The organism is Qipengyuania oceanensis (assembly GCF_009827535.1).
Taxonomy (GTDB): domain Bacteria; phylum Pseudomonadota; class Alphaproteobacteria; order Sphingomonadales; family Sphingomonadaceae; genus Qipengyuania_C; species Qipengyuania_C oceanensis.
The window spans coordinates 415610-431402 of sequence record NZ_WTYN01000001.1; the positions used below are offsets into that span (position 1 = coordinate 415610).

20 protein-coding genes are annotated in these 15793 nt (G+C 63.6%); 3 read left to right on the forward strand and 17 right to left on the reverse strand.

Annotated elements, in window-relative coordinates; genetic code table 11:
• Positions 1 to 2: 2 nt before the first annotated feature.
• The 16 genes from nuoK to GRI48_RS02090 form a co-directional block, all read right to left on the reverse strand.
• Entirely contained in the window at positions 3 to 308 is a 306-nt protein-coding gene (gene nuoK, locus GRI48_RS02015) for an NADH-quinone oxidoreductase subunit NuoK (RefSeq protein ID WP_160670676.1), read from the reverse strand.
• Positions 305 to 925: an NADH-quinone oxidoreductase subunit J gene (locus tag GRI48_RS02020; RefSeq protein ID WP_160670679.1), complete on the reverse strand. Its 621-nt coding sequence runs from the start codon at positions 923 to 925 to the stop codon at positions 305 to 307. Before GRI48_RS02020 ends, nuoK begins: the two co-directional genes overlap by 4 nt.
• A 15-nt stretch (positions 926 to 940) precedes the next feature.
• Entirely contained in the window at positions 941 to 1429 is a 489-nt protein-coding gene (gene nuoI, locus GRI48_RS02025) for an NADH-quinone oxidoreductase subunit NuoI (RefSeq protein WP_160670682.1), read from the reverse strand.
• Positions 1426 to 2517, reverse strand: coding sequence for an NADH-quinone oxidoreductase subunit NuoH (gene nuoH, locus GRI48_RS02030; RefSeq protein ID WP_160670685.1), 1092 nt, complete (start codon positions 2515 to 2517; stop codon positions 1426 to 1428). The genes nuoI and nuoH overlap by 4 nt, the downstream gene beginning before the upstream one ends.
• A complete protein-coding gene (gene nuoG, locus GRI48_RS02035; RefSeq protein ID WP_160670688.1) occupies positions 2514 to 4502 on the reverse strand; it encodes an NADH-quinone oxidoreductase subunit NuoG in 1989 nt (662 codons plus the stop codon). The genes nuoH and nuoG overlap by 4 nt, the downstream gene beginning before the upstream one ends.
• On the reverse strand, positions 4495 to 5118 hold the full coding sequence (locus GRI48_RS02040) for a hypothetical protein (protein WP_160670691.1): 624 nt from the start codon (positions 5116 to 5118) through the stop codon (positions 4495 to 4497). The genes nuoG and GRI48_RS02040 overlap by 8 nt, the downstream gene beginning before the upstream one ends.
• Entirely contained in the window at positions 5115 to 6407 is a 1293-nt protein-coding gene (gene nuoF, locus GRI48_RS02045) for an NADH-quinone oxidoreductase subunit NuoF (protein ID WP_160670694.1), read from the reverse strand. Before nuoF ends, GRI48_RS02040 begins: the two co-directional genes overlap by 4 nt.
• A complete protein-coding gene (locus GRI48_RS02050) occupies positions 6397 to 6573 on the reverse strand; it encodes a hypothetical protein (protein WP_160670697.1) in 177 nt (58 codons plus the stop codon). Before GRI48_RS02050 ends, nuoF begins: the two co-directional genes overlap by 11 nt.
• Positions 6570 to 6713 carry a hypothetical protein gene (locus tag GRI48_RS02055; protein ID WP_160670700.1) on the reverse strand — a complete coding sequence of 48 codons (144 nt, stop codon included), beginning with the start codon at positions 6711 to 6713 and terminating at the stop codon, positions 6570 to 6572. Before GRI48_RS02055 ends, GRI48_RS02050 begins: the two co-directional genes overlap by 4 nt.
• The gene (gene nuoE, locus GRI48_RS02060; protein ID WP_160670703.1) at positions 6710 to 7381 is read right to left on the reverse strand and encodes an NADH-quinone oxidoreductase subunit NuoE; all 672 of its coding nucleotides are present in this window, start codon (positions 7379 to 7381) and stop codon (positions 6710 to 6712) included. The genes GRI48_RS02055 and nuoE overlap by 4 nt, the downstream gene beginning before the upstream one ends.
• Positions 7374 to 7601: a hypothetical protein gene (locus GRI48_RS02065; protein ID WP_160670706.1), complete on the reverse strand. Its 228-nt coding sequence runs from the start codon at positions 7599 to 7601 to the stop codon at positions 7374 to 7376. Before GRI48_RS02065 ends, nuoE begins: the two co-directional genes overlap by 8 nt.
• The gene (locus GRI48_RS02070; protein ID WP_160670709.1) at positions 7598 to 8812 is read right to left on the reverse strand and encodes an NADH-quinone oxidoreductase subunit D; all 1215 of its coding nucleotides are present in this window, start codon (positions 8810 to 8812) and stop codon (positions 7598 to 7600) included. Before GRI48_RS02070 ends, GRI48_RS02065 begins: the two co-directional genes overlap by 4 nt.
• Complete coding sequence (locus GRI48_RS02075; RefSeq protein WP_160670712.1) at positions 8809 to 9690, reverse strand: NADH-quinone oxidoreductase subunit C; 882 nt, start codon at positions 9688 to 9690, stop codon at positions 8809 to 8811. Before GRI48_RS02075 ends, GRI48_RS02070 begins: the two co-directional genes overlap by 4 nt.
• 12 nt (positions 9691 to 9702) lie before the next feature.
• The gene (locus GRI48_RS02080) at positions 9703 to 10281 is read right to left on the reverse strand and encodes a NuoB/complex I 20 kDa subunit family protein (protein WP_237451693.1); all 579 of its coding nucleotides are present in this window, start codon (positions 10279 to 10281) and stop codon (positions 9703 to 9705) included.
• Between the two features lie 4 nt (positions 10282 to 10285).
• Positions 10286 to 10660, reverse strand: a complete 375-nt coding sequence (gene ndhC / locus GRI48_RS02085; RefSeq protein WP_160670715.1) for an NADH-quinone oxidoreductase subunit A — start codon at positions 10658 to 10660, stop codon at positions 10286 to 10288.
• A gap of 159 nt (positions 10661 to 10819) precedes the next feature.
• Positions 10820 to 12250 carry a coniferyl aldehyde dehydrogenase gene (locus GRI48_RS02090; protein ID WP_160670718.1) on the reverse strand — a complete coding sequence of 477 codons (1431 nt, stop codon included), beginning with the start codon at positions 12248 to 12250 and terminating at the stop codon, positions 10820 to 10822.
• Between the two features lie 152 nt (positions 12251 to 12402).
• On the opposite strand from GRI48_RS02090, the gene GRI48_RS02095 reads away from it, so the two are divergent.
• The gene (locus GRI48_RS02095; protein WP_160670721.1) at positions 12403 to 13599 is read left to right on the forward strand and encodes a thiolase family protein; all 1197 of its coding nucleotides are present in this window, start codon (positions 12403 to 12405) and stop codon (positions 13597 to 13599) included.
• 87 nt (positions 13600 to 13686) lie between these two features.
• Positions 13687 to 14094 carry a hypothetical protein gene (locus GRI48_RS02100; RefSeq protein ID WP_160670724.1) on the forward strand — a complete coding sequence of 136 codons (408 nt, stop codon included), beginning with the start codon at positions 13687 to 13689 and terminating at the stop codon, positions 14092 to 14094.
• A 58-nt stretch (positions 14095 to 14152) separates the two neighbouring features.
• On the opposite strand, the gene GRI48_RS02105 is transcribed toward GRI48_RS02100, so the two are convergent.
• Positions 14153 to 14620, reverse strand: a complete 468-nt coding sequence (locus GRI48_RS02105; protein WP_160670727.1) for an SH3 domain-containing protein — start codon at positions 14618 to 14620, stop codon at positions 14153 to 14155.
• Positions 14621 to 14711: 91 nt separating this feature from the next.
• On the opposite strand from GRI48_RS02105, the gene GRI48_RS02110 reads away from it, so the two are divergent.
• Positions 14712 to 15728, forward strand: a complete 1017-nt coding sequence (locus GRI48_RS02110) for a 2-hydroxyacid dehydrogenase (protein ID WP_160670730.1) — start codon at positions 14712 to 14714, stop codon at positions 15726 to 15728.
• Positions 15729 to 15793 lie beyond the last annotated feature (65 nt).

The following is a 15793-nucleotide window of genomic DNA, read 5'->3' on the forward strand; positions in this document are numbered from 1 at the left end:
GCTTATCCCTTCATCCGGTTTACGTCGTCGACCGCGATAGTGCCCCGGCCGCGGAAGTAGATGACCAGGATCGCAAGGCCGATCGCCGCCTCGCCCGCCGCCACGGTCAGCACGAACATGGCGAAGACCTGGCCGGTCAGGTCGCCGAGGAAGGCACTGAAGGCGACGAGGTTGATGTTCACCGCGAGCAGGATCAGTTCGATCGACATCAGGATGACGATCACGTTCTTGCGATTGGCGAAGATGCCGAGCACGCCGAGCACGAACAGGATCGAGCTCACCACGATGTAATGTTCGATGCCGATCACAGCTCGACCCCCTGCCCGACTTCGGGCTGCTTGAGCACGGTTGCCTCTTCCGGACGACGCCGGACCTGCTTGCCGATGTCCTGGTGTCCGCGCGTGGTCTTGGTCGGGCGATGGGTCAGCACGATGGCGCCGATCATCGCGACCAGCAGGATGATGCCGGCACTCTCGAAGAGGAACAGGTAACGCCCGTAAAGCAGCGCGCCGATGCTCTCGATATTGCTTTCCCCCACCAGCGGAGCGCCTTCGCCCGCAGGTGTGCCCAGATCGAGCGCGCCCGCCTGCCAGGCACCAATGCCCAGCACCAGTTCGGCCAGCAGGACCAGCGCGATCAGGATGCCGAGCGGGAAATTCTTGGTGAACCCTGCGCGAAGTTCGGCGAAATCGATGTCCAGCATCATCACGACGAACAGGAACAGTACCGCCACCGCGCCGACATAGACGATCACGAGCAGCATCGCGATGAACTCGGCGCCGACCAGCACCATCAGCCCCGCCGCGTTGAAAAAGGCCAGGATCAGCCACAGCACCGAGTGGACCGGGTTGCGCGCGGTGACGACCAGCACGGCGCTGGCAATCACGAGAAACGCGAACAGGTAGAAGGCGATTGTCTGGATCATCTTTGCGCGCGGCCCCTATCGGTAGGGCGCATCGGCTTCAAGGTTCGCGGCCAGGGCCCGCTCCCACTTGTCCCCGTTGGCCAGCAGTTTCGCCTTGTCGTAGAGCAACTCCTCGCGCGTTTCGGTCGAATATTCGAAGTTCGGCCCTTCGACGATCGCATCGACCGGGCAGGCTTCCTGGCAGAAACCGCAGTAGATGCACTTGGTCATGTCGATGTCGTAGCGCGTGGTGCGGCGGCTGCCGTCCTCGCGCGGTTCGCTCTCGATGGTAATCGCCTGCGCCGGGCAAACCGCTTCGCACAGCTTGCAGGCGATGCAACGTTCCTCGCCGTTGGGATACCGGCGCAGCGCGTGTTCGCCGCGGAAGCGCGGAGACAGCGGGTTCTTCTCGAACGGGTAGTTGATCGTCACCTTGGGCTTGAAGAAGTACTTCAGCGTGAGGGCGTGCGCCTTCACGAACTCCCACAAGGTGAACGATTTGATGAGGTGCGCGACGGAGGTCATGCGGCAGCTCCAAAATGGCCTGTGGCCATCAGATATCCGGAAATGAGGACGACGAAGATCAGGCTCATGGGCAGGAACACCTTCCACCCGAGCCGCATCAGCTGGTCGTAACGGTAACGCGGCACCGTCGCCATGACCCAGCTGAACATGAAGAAGAAGAAGAACGTCTTCAGCAGCAGCCACACGATGCCGGGGATGTCGAACCACGGGATCAGGTCGATGTTGAGCGGCGGCAGCCACCCGCCGAAGAACAGGATGGCGTTGAGAATGCACATCAGGAGGATGTTCGCATATTCGCCGAGCCAGAAGAGCGCGAAGCTCATCGAGCTGTATTCGGTCTGATAGCCGGCGACGAGTTCGCTCTCCGCCTCGGTCAGGTCGAACGGCACGCGTTGCGTCTCGGCCAGCGAACTGATGAAGAACACCACCCACATCGGGAACAGCAGCGGATGCACGACATAGGCATTGATCAGGCCGAGGCCGAAGCCTTCCTGCGCCCGGACGATGTCGTTGAGGTTGAACGTGCCGGCGAACAGCACGACGCAGATCAGGATGAAACCGATCGAGACTTCGTAGCTGATCATCTGCGCGGCGGCGCGCATTGCCGAGAAGAACGGGTATTTGGAGTTACTCGCCCACCCGCTCATCACGACGCCGTAAACCGACAGAGAGCTGATCGCGAGTATGTAGAGCAGGCCGACGTTGATGTCCGCCAGCACGGCAGTCGCGCTGAAGGGCACCACCGCCCAGGCGGCAAGCGCCACGGTGAACGTGACGATCGGCGCGAGGATGAAGATGCCCTTGTTCGCCGCGCTCGGAATGATGGTTTCCTGCAGGAAGACCTTCAGACCGTCGGCGAAACTTTGCAGCAGACCGAAGGGTCCGACCACGTTGGGCCCGCGGCGAAGGTTGATCGCCGCCCAGACCTTGCGATCGACATAGATGATCATCGCCACCGCGAGCATCAGCGGCAAGGCGATGAGCAGGATGCCAGCGATGGTCGCGGCAAACCAAGCAGCCCCGTAGGACAGGCCGAGGTCCCACGGACCCCAAGGTGTCCAGAATGGCAATTGGAAAGCTTCGGTCATTCCGCGGCCTCCTGCAACTCGTCACCGTGGAGCAATTCTTCCGAGCACCGCTGCATCACCGCGCTCGCGCGGGCGATCGGGTTGGTCAGGTAGAAGTCCTTGATCGGATAGGCTTCCATCGTGCCTTCGGCCTTCGCATTCGCATCGACATCGGGCAGTGCGCCGTAATCGGCGAGACCTTCCTCGCCCAGCGCCGGCACCTCGGCAATCATTGCCGACTGGAGCTCGGCGAAACTGTCGAAGCCCACCTTGACGCCCAGCGCATCGGCCAGCGCGCGCAGGATCGTCCAGTCTTCCCGCGCGTCACCCGGCGCGAAGACGGCCTTTTCGGCGAACTGCACCCGGCCCTCGGTGTTGACGTAAGTGCCGTCCTTCTCCGCATAGCTCGCAGCGGGCAGGATGATATCGGCCGCATGGGCGCCCTTGTCCCCGTGATGGCCGATATAGACCTTGAGGCTGTCCTTGAAGCTGGAGAAATCCATCTCGTCGGCGCCCAGTGCGAGCAGCACCTTGGGCTTGGCCTTGGCGAGGTCGGCCATGCCGCCCTTCTGTGCGAAGCCGAGCATCAGGCCGCCCATGCGCGCGGCCGAGAAATGCAGCACGTTGAAATCCGCGCCCCAGCCCTTCGCAAGCGCCATCGCCTTGCCGTGCGCGCCCTTGAGCGCGCCGCCACCGACGATCACCGCGGGCCGCTCGGCCTTGGCGAAGACGTCGCTCATGTCGGACGACAATTCGTTCAAAACGCCGAGGTCGTTGCCGAGGAAAGTCGCCGGATAGGTCGTGTCCCATTCCGGCCCGACCACAAATACCTTGGCCCCGCGCTTGACCGCCTTGCGCAGCCGCACGTTGACCAGCGGCGCTTCCCAGCGGATGTGGCTGCCCACGATCAGGACCGCGTCGGCATGCTCGATGCCTGCGAGGGTCGAGTTGAAGTTGACCGCCGCCAGGTTGGACACGTCGTAGTCCATGCCGGTCTGGCGGCCTTCGATCAGCTTCGAACCGCAGGCCTTGAGCAGCGCCTTGGCGGCGAACATGGTCTCGCAATCGAGCATGTCGCCCGCGACCGCGGCAATGCTCTTGCCGGGCTTGGCGGAAGCGATCTTGCTGAACGCCTCGTCCCAGCTCGCCTGCTCCAGCTTGCCGCGCTTCCTGATCCACACCTTGTCGAGCCGGCGCCGCATCAGACCGTCGACCTGGTAGCGGGCCTTGTCCGAAATCCATTCCTCGTTGACCGCATCGTTGATGCGCGGCAGCGCCCGCATCACTTCACGCCCGCGGCTGTCGAGACGGATGTTGGCGCCGACCGCATCGGAAACGTCGATGCTCAGCGTCTTCTTGAGCTCCCACGGGCGCGCTTCGAACGCATAGGGACGCGAGGTCAGCGCGCCGACCGGGCAAAGGTCGATCACATTCGCCGAAAGCTCGTGCTCGGCCGCCTGCTCGAGATAGGTCGTGATCTGCATGTCCTCGCCGCGACCGATCGCGCCGATCTCGTCAACGCCCGCGATCTCCTCCGAGAAGCGGACGCAGCGCGTGCAGTGGATGCAGCGGGTCATCACCGTCTTGATCAGCGGACCCATGTATTTCTCGGTAACGGCGCGCTTGTTCTCGTCGTAGCGCGAGGCGCCGCGACCATACATCATCGACTGGTCCTGCAGGTCGCATTCGCCACCCTGGTCGCAGATCGGGCAATCGAGCGGATGGTTGATGAGGAGGAACTCCATCACCCCTTCGCGCGCGGTCTTGACCATCTCGCTGTCGGTGCGGATTTCCTGGCCTTCGGTCGCGGGAAGCGCGCAGCTTGCCTGCGGCTTGGGCGGTCCGGGCTTCACCTCGACCAGGCACATACGGCAATTGCCGGCGATGCTCAGCCGCTCGTGATAACAGAAGCGCGGGATCTCCTTGCCGGCAAGCTCGCACGCCTGAAGCACGGTCGCGCCGTCCGGAACCTCGATTTCCTGTCCGTCTACGGTGACCTTAGGCATCGGCATCGTCTTTCTGGGCGGCAAGAAGGCGGAAAGACGCGGTCGCGAGCATCGAGCGCATCGCGAGCGGCGAAGCCTCGACCGGCGTACGGTCTTTGGTGCAATAGGCGACGACCGGCGCGAGCGCGGCGAAGGAGGCTTGCTCGTCCGGCGTCTCAATTTCGGTCGCGAACAGGCGGGCGACGATGTCCGGCGCGCCGCGAACCGCGCACATGGCGACCTCGTCGGTGTAGGAGAAGGTTTCGGCCTCGGGTCCGATCACGGCCATCGACAGGCGCGTCAGCAGCGGTTCGGCATCCTGTTCGATCAGCCGCTCGGCCAGCCCGCCGGCAAAGGGTAATCCGCCGAGTCTCATCTGCCGGTAACGGCGCGGCATCGCGTCGAAGCATTCCTGCGACACGCGCGTCTGCGCAAGCGCTTTCATGCCGAGCTTGTAGCCATCCGAGCGATAATCGCGGACCAACAGGTCGCGCGCGGTATCGGCATTCTCGTCCGCGATGCAGGTCGCCCAAGCTGCGACCGCCGCCCGCTGCTCGGCGACCGGTGCTTCGCGCTGCGACAGTGCCGGGCCGGCACCGAGTGTCGCACAAGCGAGGAAAAGAGCTGCCTTCTTCATTCCGCAGCCTCCGCAAACTTGGCGTTGTGCTCGTGAATGCGACGCTCGAGCTCGGGGCGGAAATGCCGGATCAGGCCCTGGATCGGCCAGGCCGCCGCGTCGCCTAGAGCGCAGATGGTGTGGCCTTCGACCTGCTTGGTCACCTGCTGCAGCATGTCGATTTCCTCGATCGCGGCGTCGCCGGTGCGCAGGCGTTCCATCATGCGCCACATCCAGCCCGTGCCTTCGCGGCAGGGGGTGCACTGGCCGCAGCTCTCGTGCTTGTAGAAGTAGCTGAGGCGGCTGATCGCCCGGACGATGTCGGTCGACTTGTCCATCACGATGACGCCTGCCGTGCCGAGGCCTGAGCCCAGTTCCTTGAGCCCGTCGAAATCCATCGGCGCGTCCCAGATCTGCTCTGCCGGAACCAGCGGGACCGACGAGCCGCCAGGGATCACGGCCAGCAGATTGTCCTTGCCGCCGCGAATACCGCCGCAATGCTTCTCGATCAGTTCGCTGAACGGGATCGAAAGCGCTTCCTCGACCACGCAGGGCTTGTTCACATGGCCGCTGATCTGGAAGAGCTTGGTGCCCTTGTTGTTTTCGCGGCCGAAGCTTGCAAACCAGCTCGCGCCGCGCCGCAGGATTGTCGGGACGACGGCGATCGACTCAACGTTGTTCACCGTGGTCGGGCAGCCATAGAGGCCTGCCCCTGCCGGGAATGGCGGCTTGAGGCGCGGCTGGCCCTTCTTGCCTTCCAGGCTCTCGATCATCGCGGTCTCTTCGCCGCATATGTAGGCGCCCGCGCCGCGGTGCATGAACACGTCGTAGTCGTAGCCCGACCCGCTAGCGTTCTTGCCGATCAGCCCGGCATCGTATGCTTCGTCGATCGCGGCCTGCAGCGTCTCCGCCTCGCGGATGTATTCGCCGCGAATGTAGATGTAGGCCGCCCTCGCCCGCATCGCGAAGCCGGCGACCAGCGCGCCTTCGATCAGCTTGTGCGGATCGTGGCGAATGATCTCGCGGTCCTTGCACGAACCGGGTTCGGATTCGTCGGCGTTGATGACGAGGAAGCTCGGGCGCCCGTCCTTCGATTCCTTCGGCATGAACGACCATTTTAGGCCGGTCGGAAAGCCTGCGCCACCACGGCCGCGCAGGCCCGAGGCCTTTACTTCCTCGATGATCGAATCCTGCCCGCGCTGGATCAGCGCCTTTGTATCGTCCCAATCGCCGCGCGCCTGCGCCGCCTTCAGCCCCCAGTCCTGGAAGCCGTAGACATTGGTGAAGATGCGGTCCTTGTCAGCGAGCATTGTTGCCTCGGTTCTTGCCTGCAACACGCGGGAGTACGAGCGCGATGACGCCCACGACTATTGCGACGATGCCGGCATTGTCGCCCTGCACGAAGACGACGTACGCGCCGAGCAGAATAGCGATTACACCAAGCAGCATTGCGACTGTCGCCAAGGTCTTGCTCATGCCGCAAACCCTCCGGTCGAAAGGAACCACACGGTCGCGACGATCACAATGGCGATGGCTGCAAACTTGATCAGGCCCGACAGGACCTTCCACGCGATGAAGGCGATCGCCAGCGCGATGAGGATGGAGACGATGCTCATGCCCATTCACTCCGGTAATCGTGGTTTTCGGTGACCATTTCCTTGAGCGTCGTCGGACCGCCTTCGGGCTCGCTGGTGCGCTTGCCCTCGATCTGCGTGCCGGTCTTCGGTTGCTCGCCGGCGGCCAGTTCGTCGAGAATTTTGTCGAGGCGCTCGGGCGTGAGGTCTTCGTAGTTGTCGTCGTTGATCTGGACCATCGGTGCGGTGGCGCAATTGCCCATGCACTCGACCTCGGTCAGCGTCCACAAACCGTCGTCGGAGACATGGCCCTTCTTCATACCGCGCGCCTTGCAGGTTTCGAACAATTCGTCGGAACCGCGCAGCATGCAGGGCGTCGTGCCGCAGACCTGCACGTGGTACTTACCCACCGGCACCATGTTGTACATGAAGTAGAAAGTCGCAACCTCGAGCACGCGGATGACCGGCATGTCGAGATAGTCGGCGACGTATTCGATCACCGGCAGCGGCAGCCAGCCCTGCGTGTTCGTTTCCTCGCCGACCTGGCGCTGGGCAAGGTCGAGCAGTGGCATCACCGCAGAACGCTGGCGCCCTTCGGGATAGCGCGCAATCGCCTTGTCCGCCTTGGCCTTGTAGGCCTCGGTGAATGCGAAATTGCCCCAGCGCTCGCGCAGCTCGGGAGTGTCGGGTGCGGGGGAACGGTCAGCCATGGCGGTGGATCTCGTTGCGACGTTTGAAGCGCGCGGTGTAAATGGTCAGCACAATCAAGCTCAACATGATGAGCACAAACGCACAGAAAACAGCAGAGTAGAGAGCAGGAAACGCAGCTTCCTCAATGAGGAAAAGTGCACCGGCGGAGGCAGCCGCTAGCAAGCCAATTGCACGCCCAAGGGTCACGAGTTTCTCGTATTTCTCAAGCGCAACACTCACCGGTCACACTCCCCGAACACCACGTCGATCGCGCCGAGAATGGCGGTTGCGTCGGGCAGCATGTGGCCCTTGCTCATGAAGTCCATCGCCTGCAGGTGGCTGAAGGCGGTCGGGCGGATCTTGCAGCGGTACGGCTTGTTCGAGCCGTCGCTGACGAGGTAGACGCCGAATTCGCCCTTGGGGCTTTCGGTGGCGACATAGACTTCGCCCGCAGGCACGTGGAAGCCCTCGGTGTAGAGCTTGAAGTGGTGGATCAGCGCTTCCATCGACTGCTTCATCTCGCCGCGCTTGGGCGGGGAAACCTTGCGGTCGTCGCTCGCGATCGGGCCTTCCGGCATTTCGGCGAGACACTGCTTGATGATGCGCGCCGACTGGTAGACTTCCTGCACGCGGACCATGAAACGGTCGTAGCAGTCCGAGTTCGTGCCGACGGGAATGTCGAATTCCATCCGGTCGTAAACGTCGTAGGGCTGCGACTTGCGCAGATCCCAGGGAATGCCGGCAGCGCGGATCATCGGACCCGAGAAGCCCCAGGCGATCGCGTCGTCCTTGCCCACCACAGCGATATCGACGTTGCGCTGCTTGAAGATGCGGTTGTCGGTGACAAGGCTCATCGCATCGCCGAACAGTTCCGGCAGGCGGCCATCGATCCAGTCTCCGATGTCGGTCAGCACCTTGAGCGGCACATCCTGGTGGACCCCGCCCGGACGGAACCAGGCCGAATGCATCCGCGCACCCGAAATCCGCTCGAAGAAATTCATGCAGTCTTCGCGCAGTTCGAACACCCACAGGTTGGGCGTCATCGCACCGACATCCATCACATGCGCGCCGATGTTGAGCATGTGATTGGAAATGCGGGTCAATTCGGCGAACAGCACGCGCAGGTACTGCGCGCGGATCGGTACTTCGACGTTGAGCAGCTTCTCGATCGCGAGGACGTAGCTGTGCTCCATGCAGAGCGGGCTGCAGTAATCGAGCCGGTCGAAGTACGGAAGCGCCTGCAGGTAGGTCTTGTTCTCGATCAGTTTCTCGGTGCCGCGGTGGAGCAGACCGATGTGCGGATCGATGCGTTCGATAATCTCGCCGTCGAGCTCCATGACCATGCGGAGCACGCCGTGCGCAGCAGGGTGCTGGGGCCCGAAATTGATCGTGTAGTTGGAAATGACCTCGTCGCCGGTGGTCGGCGACTGTTCGGCTACGAGACCGTTCATGCCTTGTCCTCCGCGCCATCGCCCGCTGCGTCCGCGTCCTCGTCGACCTCGGTCGCAGCCTTGGTGTCGGTGGTCTTGCCTTCGCGTTCCTTGCGGTCAGGCCGATCCTCTGTCGGATCGGGCGCTTCGCTCTCGACGTTGGAATCCTCTTCCGCCGGAGCACCGGCACTGACCTTCTCTTCCGCTTTCGCGTCGGTTTTCGCGCCGGCACCGGTCTGCGCCGGGCTCTCGGTCGTCTTGGGCTCGTCGACCGGAGGCGTATCCGCCTTTTCGTCGCCGGGCAGGACGTAGTCGGCCCCTTCCCACGGGCTCATGAAGTCGAACTGGCGTAGGTCCTGCGCGAGTTCGACCGGCTCATACACCACGCGCTTTTCCTCTTCGGAATAGCGCAACTCGGTATAGCCCGTGAGCGGGAAGTCCTTGCGGAAGGGATGCCCTTCGAAACCGTAGTCGGTCAGGATGCGGCGCAAGTCGGTGTTGCCGTCGAACAGCACGCCGTAGAGATCGAAAACCTCGCGCTCGAGCCAGCCCGCATTGGGCCACAGCCCGGTGACCGTCGGCACCGGCGTACTTTCGCTCGCCGTCACCTTCACCATCACGCGGTGGTTCTTCGTCAGGCTCAGGAGCATGTAGACGACTTCAAACCGCTCGGGGCGACCGGGATAATCGACCCCGGCAATTTCCATCAGCTGCTGGTAGCCATGCTCGTCGCGCAGCGTGCGCAGCACCGGCTCGATGGCCTCGCGCTTCACGGTGAGCAGGATTTCGCCGTGCTCCTCGCGCGAGTCCAGCAGGCTCGCGCCGATCGCGGAGCCGAGCGCGTCGCGCACGCCTGCGTTGGAGGCGTATTTCGGAGCGGAATGGAGGACAGTGGCCATGTCAGCGCACCCTTACCGTTCGACCGTGCCGACGCGGCGAATCTTGCGCTGCAACTGCATCACGCCATAGAGCAACGCTTCGGCAGTCGGCGGGCAGCCTGGCACGTAGATATCGACCGGGACGATGCGATCGCAGCCGCGCACGACGCTGTAGCTGTAATGGTAATAGCCGCCACCATTGGCGCAGCTGCCCATCGAGATGACGTACTTGGGGTTCGACATCTGGTCATAGACCTTACGCAGCGCGGGTGCCATCTTGTTGCACAGCGTCCCGGCGACGATCATCACGTCGGACTGGCGCGGGCTGGCGCGCGGGGCGACCCCGAACCGCTCCATGTCGTAGCGCGGCATGTTGACGTGAATCATCTCGACCGCGCAGCAGGCGAGACCGAAGGTCATCCACCAGAGCGAGCCGGTGCGGGCCCACTGGAACAGGTCTTCGGTCGAGGTGACGAGGAAACCCTTGTCGTTGACCTCGGTCTGGAGCGCGTTGAAATATTCGGCGTCCGGCTGCCGCGTCTCGCCCGGCTGGGCCGTCGGCTGCACCAGCGCATCGCGCCCGTGCGGTGTGGTCGTCATCTGCTGGGTCATGCGGTCACTCCCACTCCAGCGCGCCGACCTTCCACGCATAAGCGAGGCCGATCGCCAGTTCACCGAGGAACACCATCATCGTGATCCAGCCCGGCCAGCCCGTCAGGTCGAGACTGACTGCCCAAGGGAAGAGAAACGCTGCCTCGAGGTCGAAAATGATGAACAGGATCGCGACGAGATAGAAGCGCACGTCGAACTGGCTGCGCGGATCCTCGAAGGCGGGAAATCCGCATTCGTATTCGCTGTACTTCTCGGCCGTCGGCTCGTGCGTTCCGGTCAGGCGTGCGACACCCATCGGCAGGAACACGAAGAGCGCGGAAAGAGCCACGGCGACGCCGAGGAATATCAGGATCGGCAGGTATTCAAGAAGATCGACCAAGGGTCTGACTCGTCCGGCTGCGGGGTTGTGCGCGCCCTAGTATCCCGTACCCGCAGGCGCAAGGGGTGCCACGTGCAAATCCCGCAATTCCAATTGCAAGCGGCAGGACAGGCGGGCGCTCGCCAAAGGCCGACAGAGCGCCCCGCCCCGTCATCGGCGTTACTTCAGCATTCCGCGCACCGCCTTGTCGGTCTTCTCGCCATAGGGCGGCTTGAAGCCTGCCAGACCGGCGACGTCGATCTTAGGCTGGGTGTAGACGCTGCGACCGTGGCTGAACTCGCGGAACCCCTCGATACCGTGGTAGCTGCCCATCCCCGACGGACCGACTCCGCCGAACGGCAGGTCCTCCATCGAGACATGGAACACCACGTCGTTGACCGTCACCCCGCCGGAAATCGTCTTGGTCAGGACATGCTCGCGCTCGTCTTTGTCCTCGCCGAAGACATAGAGGCCCAGCGGACGATCGCGCTTGTTCACGTAATCGATCGCCTCGTCGATGTTCTTGTAGGTCTTGACCGGCAGGACGGGGCCGAAGATTTCTTCCTGCATCGCCTGCATGTCGTCGGTGACGTTGCGCAGCACCGTCAGCGGCATCTTGCGGGCATTGGTGTTGGAGAAATCCTCGTTCCCCGGATTGATCTCGATCACTTCGGCGCCTTTCTCGCGCGCGTCGGCGACCAGGCCCTGAAGCCGGTCAAAATGGCGATCCGTCACGACCGAGGCGTAATCGTCGTTGTCGAGCAGGCTGGGATACATGTTGCGCACGCCCAGCTCGACCGCCGCGATCGCGCTGTCCTCGCGCTCTTCCGGGACATAGAGATAGTCCGGAGCGAGGCAGATCTGCCCCGCGTTCATCATCTTGCCCAGCGCGATGCGTTCGCCCGCCTTCTCGTAATCGGCGCTGCGACCGAGGAACACCGGAGACTTGCCACCCAATTCCAGTGTCACCGGAACGAGGTTGGCTGCAGCCGCCTCCATCACCTTGCGGCCCGTCGCGGTCGATCCGGTGAAGACCAGGTGATCGAACGGCAAGGAGGAGAAAGCGTGCGCGACTTCGGGTCCGCCGGTGAACACCGCGACCTCGTCCTGGGTGAAATATCCTTCCACCAGTTCCTTCATCAGCTCGCTGGTGCGCTCGGTAAACTCGCTCGGCTTGATCATCGCGCGGTTGCCCGCGGCGAGCACCTGCATGAGCGGCCCGAAGGCGAGGTTGACCGGGAAGTTCCATGGGCTGAGGATGCCGATCACGCCCTTGGGCTCGTAGCGGACTTCGGCCTTCGCGCCGAGCAGGCCCAGCGGGAACTGGACGTGGCGCTTGTCGGGCCTGGCCCACTTGTCCAGGTTCTTGAGACAATATTTGCCGAAGCCGATCGTCGAGGCGATGTCGGTGATCATCGACTGGCGCATGGAGCGGCTGCCGAAATCGTCGGCCATGGCCTTGGACAGCGCCTCGCCATTGTCCTTGAGCAGCTTCATCGCGCGATTGATGCGGTCCTTGCGCAGGTCCATCGGTTCGGGACGGTTGGCCGTGTGGGCATCGCGCTGCAGCTTGAGCACGCGCTCCATTTCGCTCTTCTGGTCGTCGGCCATTTTCGGCTCTCCCTCTGGGTTTCGATTTGCCATCGTGTTTGGGCGAAAGCTCGGCTTGTGACAAGCGCAGAGCTATTCGGTTTGCACTCGCCGCAGTGCAGCATTAGATCGTCGGCTCACCCATACTACTCCCAAGCAGGACATCCGCTCCCATGACCCAGTTTGCCGCGAACGATCCCGTCGTCATTCTCTCCTACGCACGCACCCCGATGGGCGGCATGCAGGGCGCGCTGTCCGACGTGAGCGCGACGGACCTCGGCGCGACGGCGGTCAAGGCTGCGGTGGAGCGTTCGGGCGTGCCGGGCGAGAAGTTCGACCGCGCCTACATGGGCTGCGTCCTTCCCGCGGGGCTTGGCCAGGCGCCCGCACGCCAGGCGATGGTCAAGGCAGGCTTGCCCAAGTCGGTCCAGGCGACCACCGTGAACAAGGTCTGCGGCAGCGGCATGCAGACCGTCATCATGGGCGCAGAAGCGCTCGCCAGCGGAACGATCGATTATGTCGTATCGGGCGGCATGGAGAGCATGACCAACGCCCCCTACCTGCTCAAGAAGCACCGCTCGGGCGCGCGGATCGGCCACGACACGGCCTATGACCACATGTTCCTCGACGGGCTGGAAGACGCCTACGAGGAAGGCCGTGCGATGGGCACTTTCGCGCAGGAAACCGCCAACGAATACCAGATGACGCGCGAAGAGATGGACGAGTATTCCATCGAGAGCCTCCGCCGCGCCAATGCCGCCATCGAAAGCGGCGCCTTTGCCGACGAGGTCGTGCCGGTGACCTTCTCGACCCGGGGCGGCGACGTGACCGTGGAGCATGACGAGCAGCCCGGACGCGGCAAGCCGGACAAGATCCCGACGCTGCGCCCGGCTTTCGCCAAGGACGGAACCATCACGGCCGCGACATCGAGCTCGATTTCGGATGGCGCCGCAGCCGTCGTGCTAACCCGCGAAAGCGTTGCCAAGGAAAACGGCCATCAGCCCGTCGCCAGGATCGTGGCCATGGCTGCCCACGCCCAGGAGCCCGCCAAGTTCACCACCGCCCCGATCGGGGCGATCGAAAAGGTGCTGAAGCAAGCCGGCTGGAGCGCCGACGAGGTCGACTTGTGGGAAGTCAACGAGGCGTTCGCCTGCGTCGCCATGTTCGCGATGCGCGACATCGGCATCCCGCACGACAAGATCAACGTCAACGGCGGCGGCACCGCGCTAGGCCATCCGATTGGCGCCAGCGGCACACGGATCATCGTGACGCTGCTGAATGCGCTCAAGCAGCAGGGCAAGACCAAGGGCGTCGCCTCGCTGTGCATCGGCGGTGGCGAGGCGACTGCGGTGGCGGTCGAGCTGGTCTAGCCGCTCGCATTCATGATTCGCTCTCGGGCTGCCATCGTGGTATGTCCCCAGTTCTTCGTTCCGGGTCCGAAGGTGGGGAGACACGTAATGAAGAACTTGATTGCAGCAACATCCGTATTCTTGATCGCGGCCTGTTCGGAGCCGGCAGCAGAAGCGCCGGTCGACGACGAGGTAGTGGTCGAGGAAACCGCAAGCGCGATGGCAGCCGTCGGCGGTCCCGGTACCTACGAGGTTACTTACGCGGATGGCAGCATCGGCACCGTGACATCGACGGCCGACAACACCTTCACCGCTACCGTTGGCGACCAGACCGTGAACGGCACGGTTTCCGAAGCCGACGGCAAGGTCTGTTTCGACTTCGAGGCCGAAGACATGGAAACGCGATGCTGGACCAACGGCGATGTGGCCGCGGACGGATCGTGGAGCTCGACCGCGGATGACGGCGAAGTCGTCACCGTGCGTCCCGCAGATGCCGCTGCACAACCGGCAGCCTGAACCGACAACTCGATGAGACGAAGGCGGCCCCGCTTGGGGTCGCCTTTGTCGCGGTTCGTCAGGGGTCGCCGTCGCCCCAGAGACGTTCTGCATCGACCCAGCCCTTGTGCCCCGCAACATCGAGCTGGCACCAATTGCCCTCGCACTTGCCGAGACTGCCGACCACGCCGGGCTCGAGATTCCAGAGCATCCTGCCCGCACCTCCCGGTTCGGAGCGCATCTCTGCCTCGCCCTCGCCGATCACCAGCGCGTGGCGATCGGGCGTCAGCAGACGCGCGACGACCCAGCCTTGCGCGCCGTCGACATCCTGGACCAGGCGCCACCCTTCGCGCATCCGGATGACCCGGACCGGCAATCCCTGCCGGTGATAGACCCACTCGATCTTGTATTCCGCGCTCGGCCCAACGCGCATGTTCACTTCCTCGGCACGCATCGCCGCCCAATAGGGTAGCTCGCGATCCTGCGAGGCAGCCGGGGCTGCAACGACGAGGGATGCGATCATGGCAAGGAATGTCCGGGTAAGCATCGCTGCCCGATACACGCGCACGAATGCAAATTCATCAATTTCCTGTTGTCGCCCGCTTGACCGGCTCGCCGCCCTACCCCAATCCCGGCCCATGCCCAAACAGCCACAGGACAGCCAGCGTCGCATCGAAGGCACGCCGCGCGTGATCGTCACCCGCCACCTGATGCCTTCGGTCGAGGCGCGGATGGAAGAGCTCTTCGACTGCCGGCTCAATCGCGAGGACAGGCCGATGAGCCGGGACGAGCTGGTGGCCGCCATGCAGGACTGCGACATCCTCGTGCCGACAGTGACGGACACGATCGACGGCGAAATGATCGCGGCAGCCGGCGACCGTTTGCGCCTGATCGCCAATTTCGGGGCCGGGACCGATCATCTCGATCTCAGGGCCTGTGCCGAACGGCGCATCATGGTCACGAACACGCCGGGCGTCTTCACCGACGATACCGCCGACATCGCGATGGAGATGATCATCGGCGTGCCCCGGCGAGTGCGCGAAGGCGTCGCGCTCGTCCGGCGCGGCGAATGGACGGGGTGGGCTCCGTCCCACCTCCTGGGACGCAAGCTCGGCGGGAAAGTGCTCGGCATCGTCGGGATGGGGCGTATCGGACAGGCCGTGGCGCACCGGGCCAAGGCCTTCGGCCTCGAGATTGCCTATCATAACCGCAAGCCGCTGCCCGAGGCAGTCGAAAGGATGTTCGGCGCACGCTACGTCGCCGAACTCGACGATCTGCTCGCCGAAGCCGATATCGTCACCCTGCATTGTCCGCATACCAAGGACACGCACGACCTGATCGATGCGCGGCGCTTCGCCCTGATGAAGGACGGGGTCTCGCTCATCAACACCGCCCGCGGCGAACTCGTCGACATCGACGCTCTGGTCGATGCGCTCGAGGCGGGCAAACTCGCCGGAGCGGGGCTCGACGTCTATCCGAACGAGCCGGAAGTGGATCCCCGGCTGCTCGCATTTCCCAACGTGATGACCCTGCCGCATATCGGCAGTGCCACGATCGAGGGACGCGAAGCCTCCGGCGAGAAGATCATCGCCAACATCCGCTTCTGGATCGACGGACACCGGCCGCCGGACCAAGTGCTCGACGCACTCGTCTGAGGCGCAATCCCGACCTGTTCGACGGTTAATTCTGCCCGAGTGGCAAATAAGCAATTCGGCAAGGA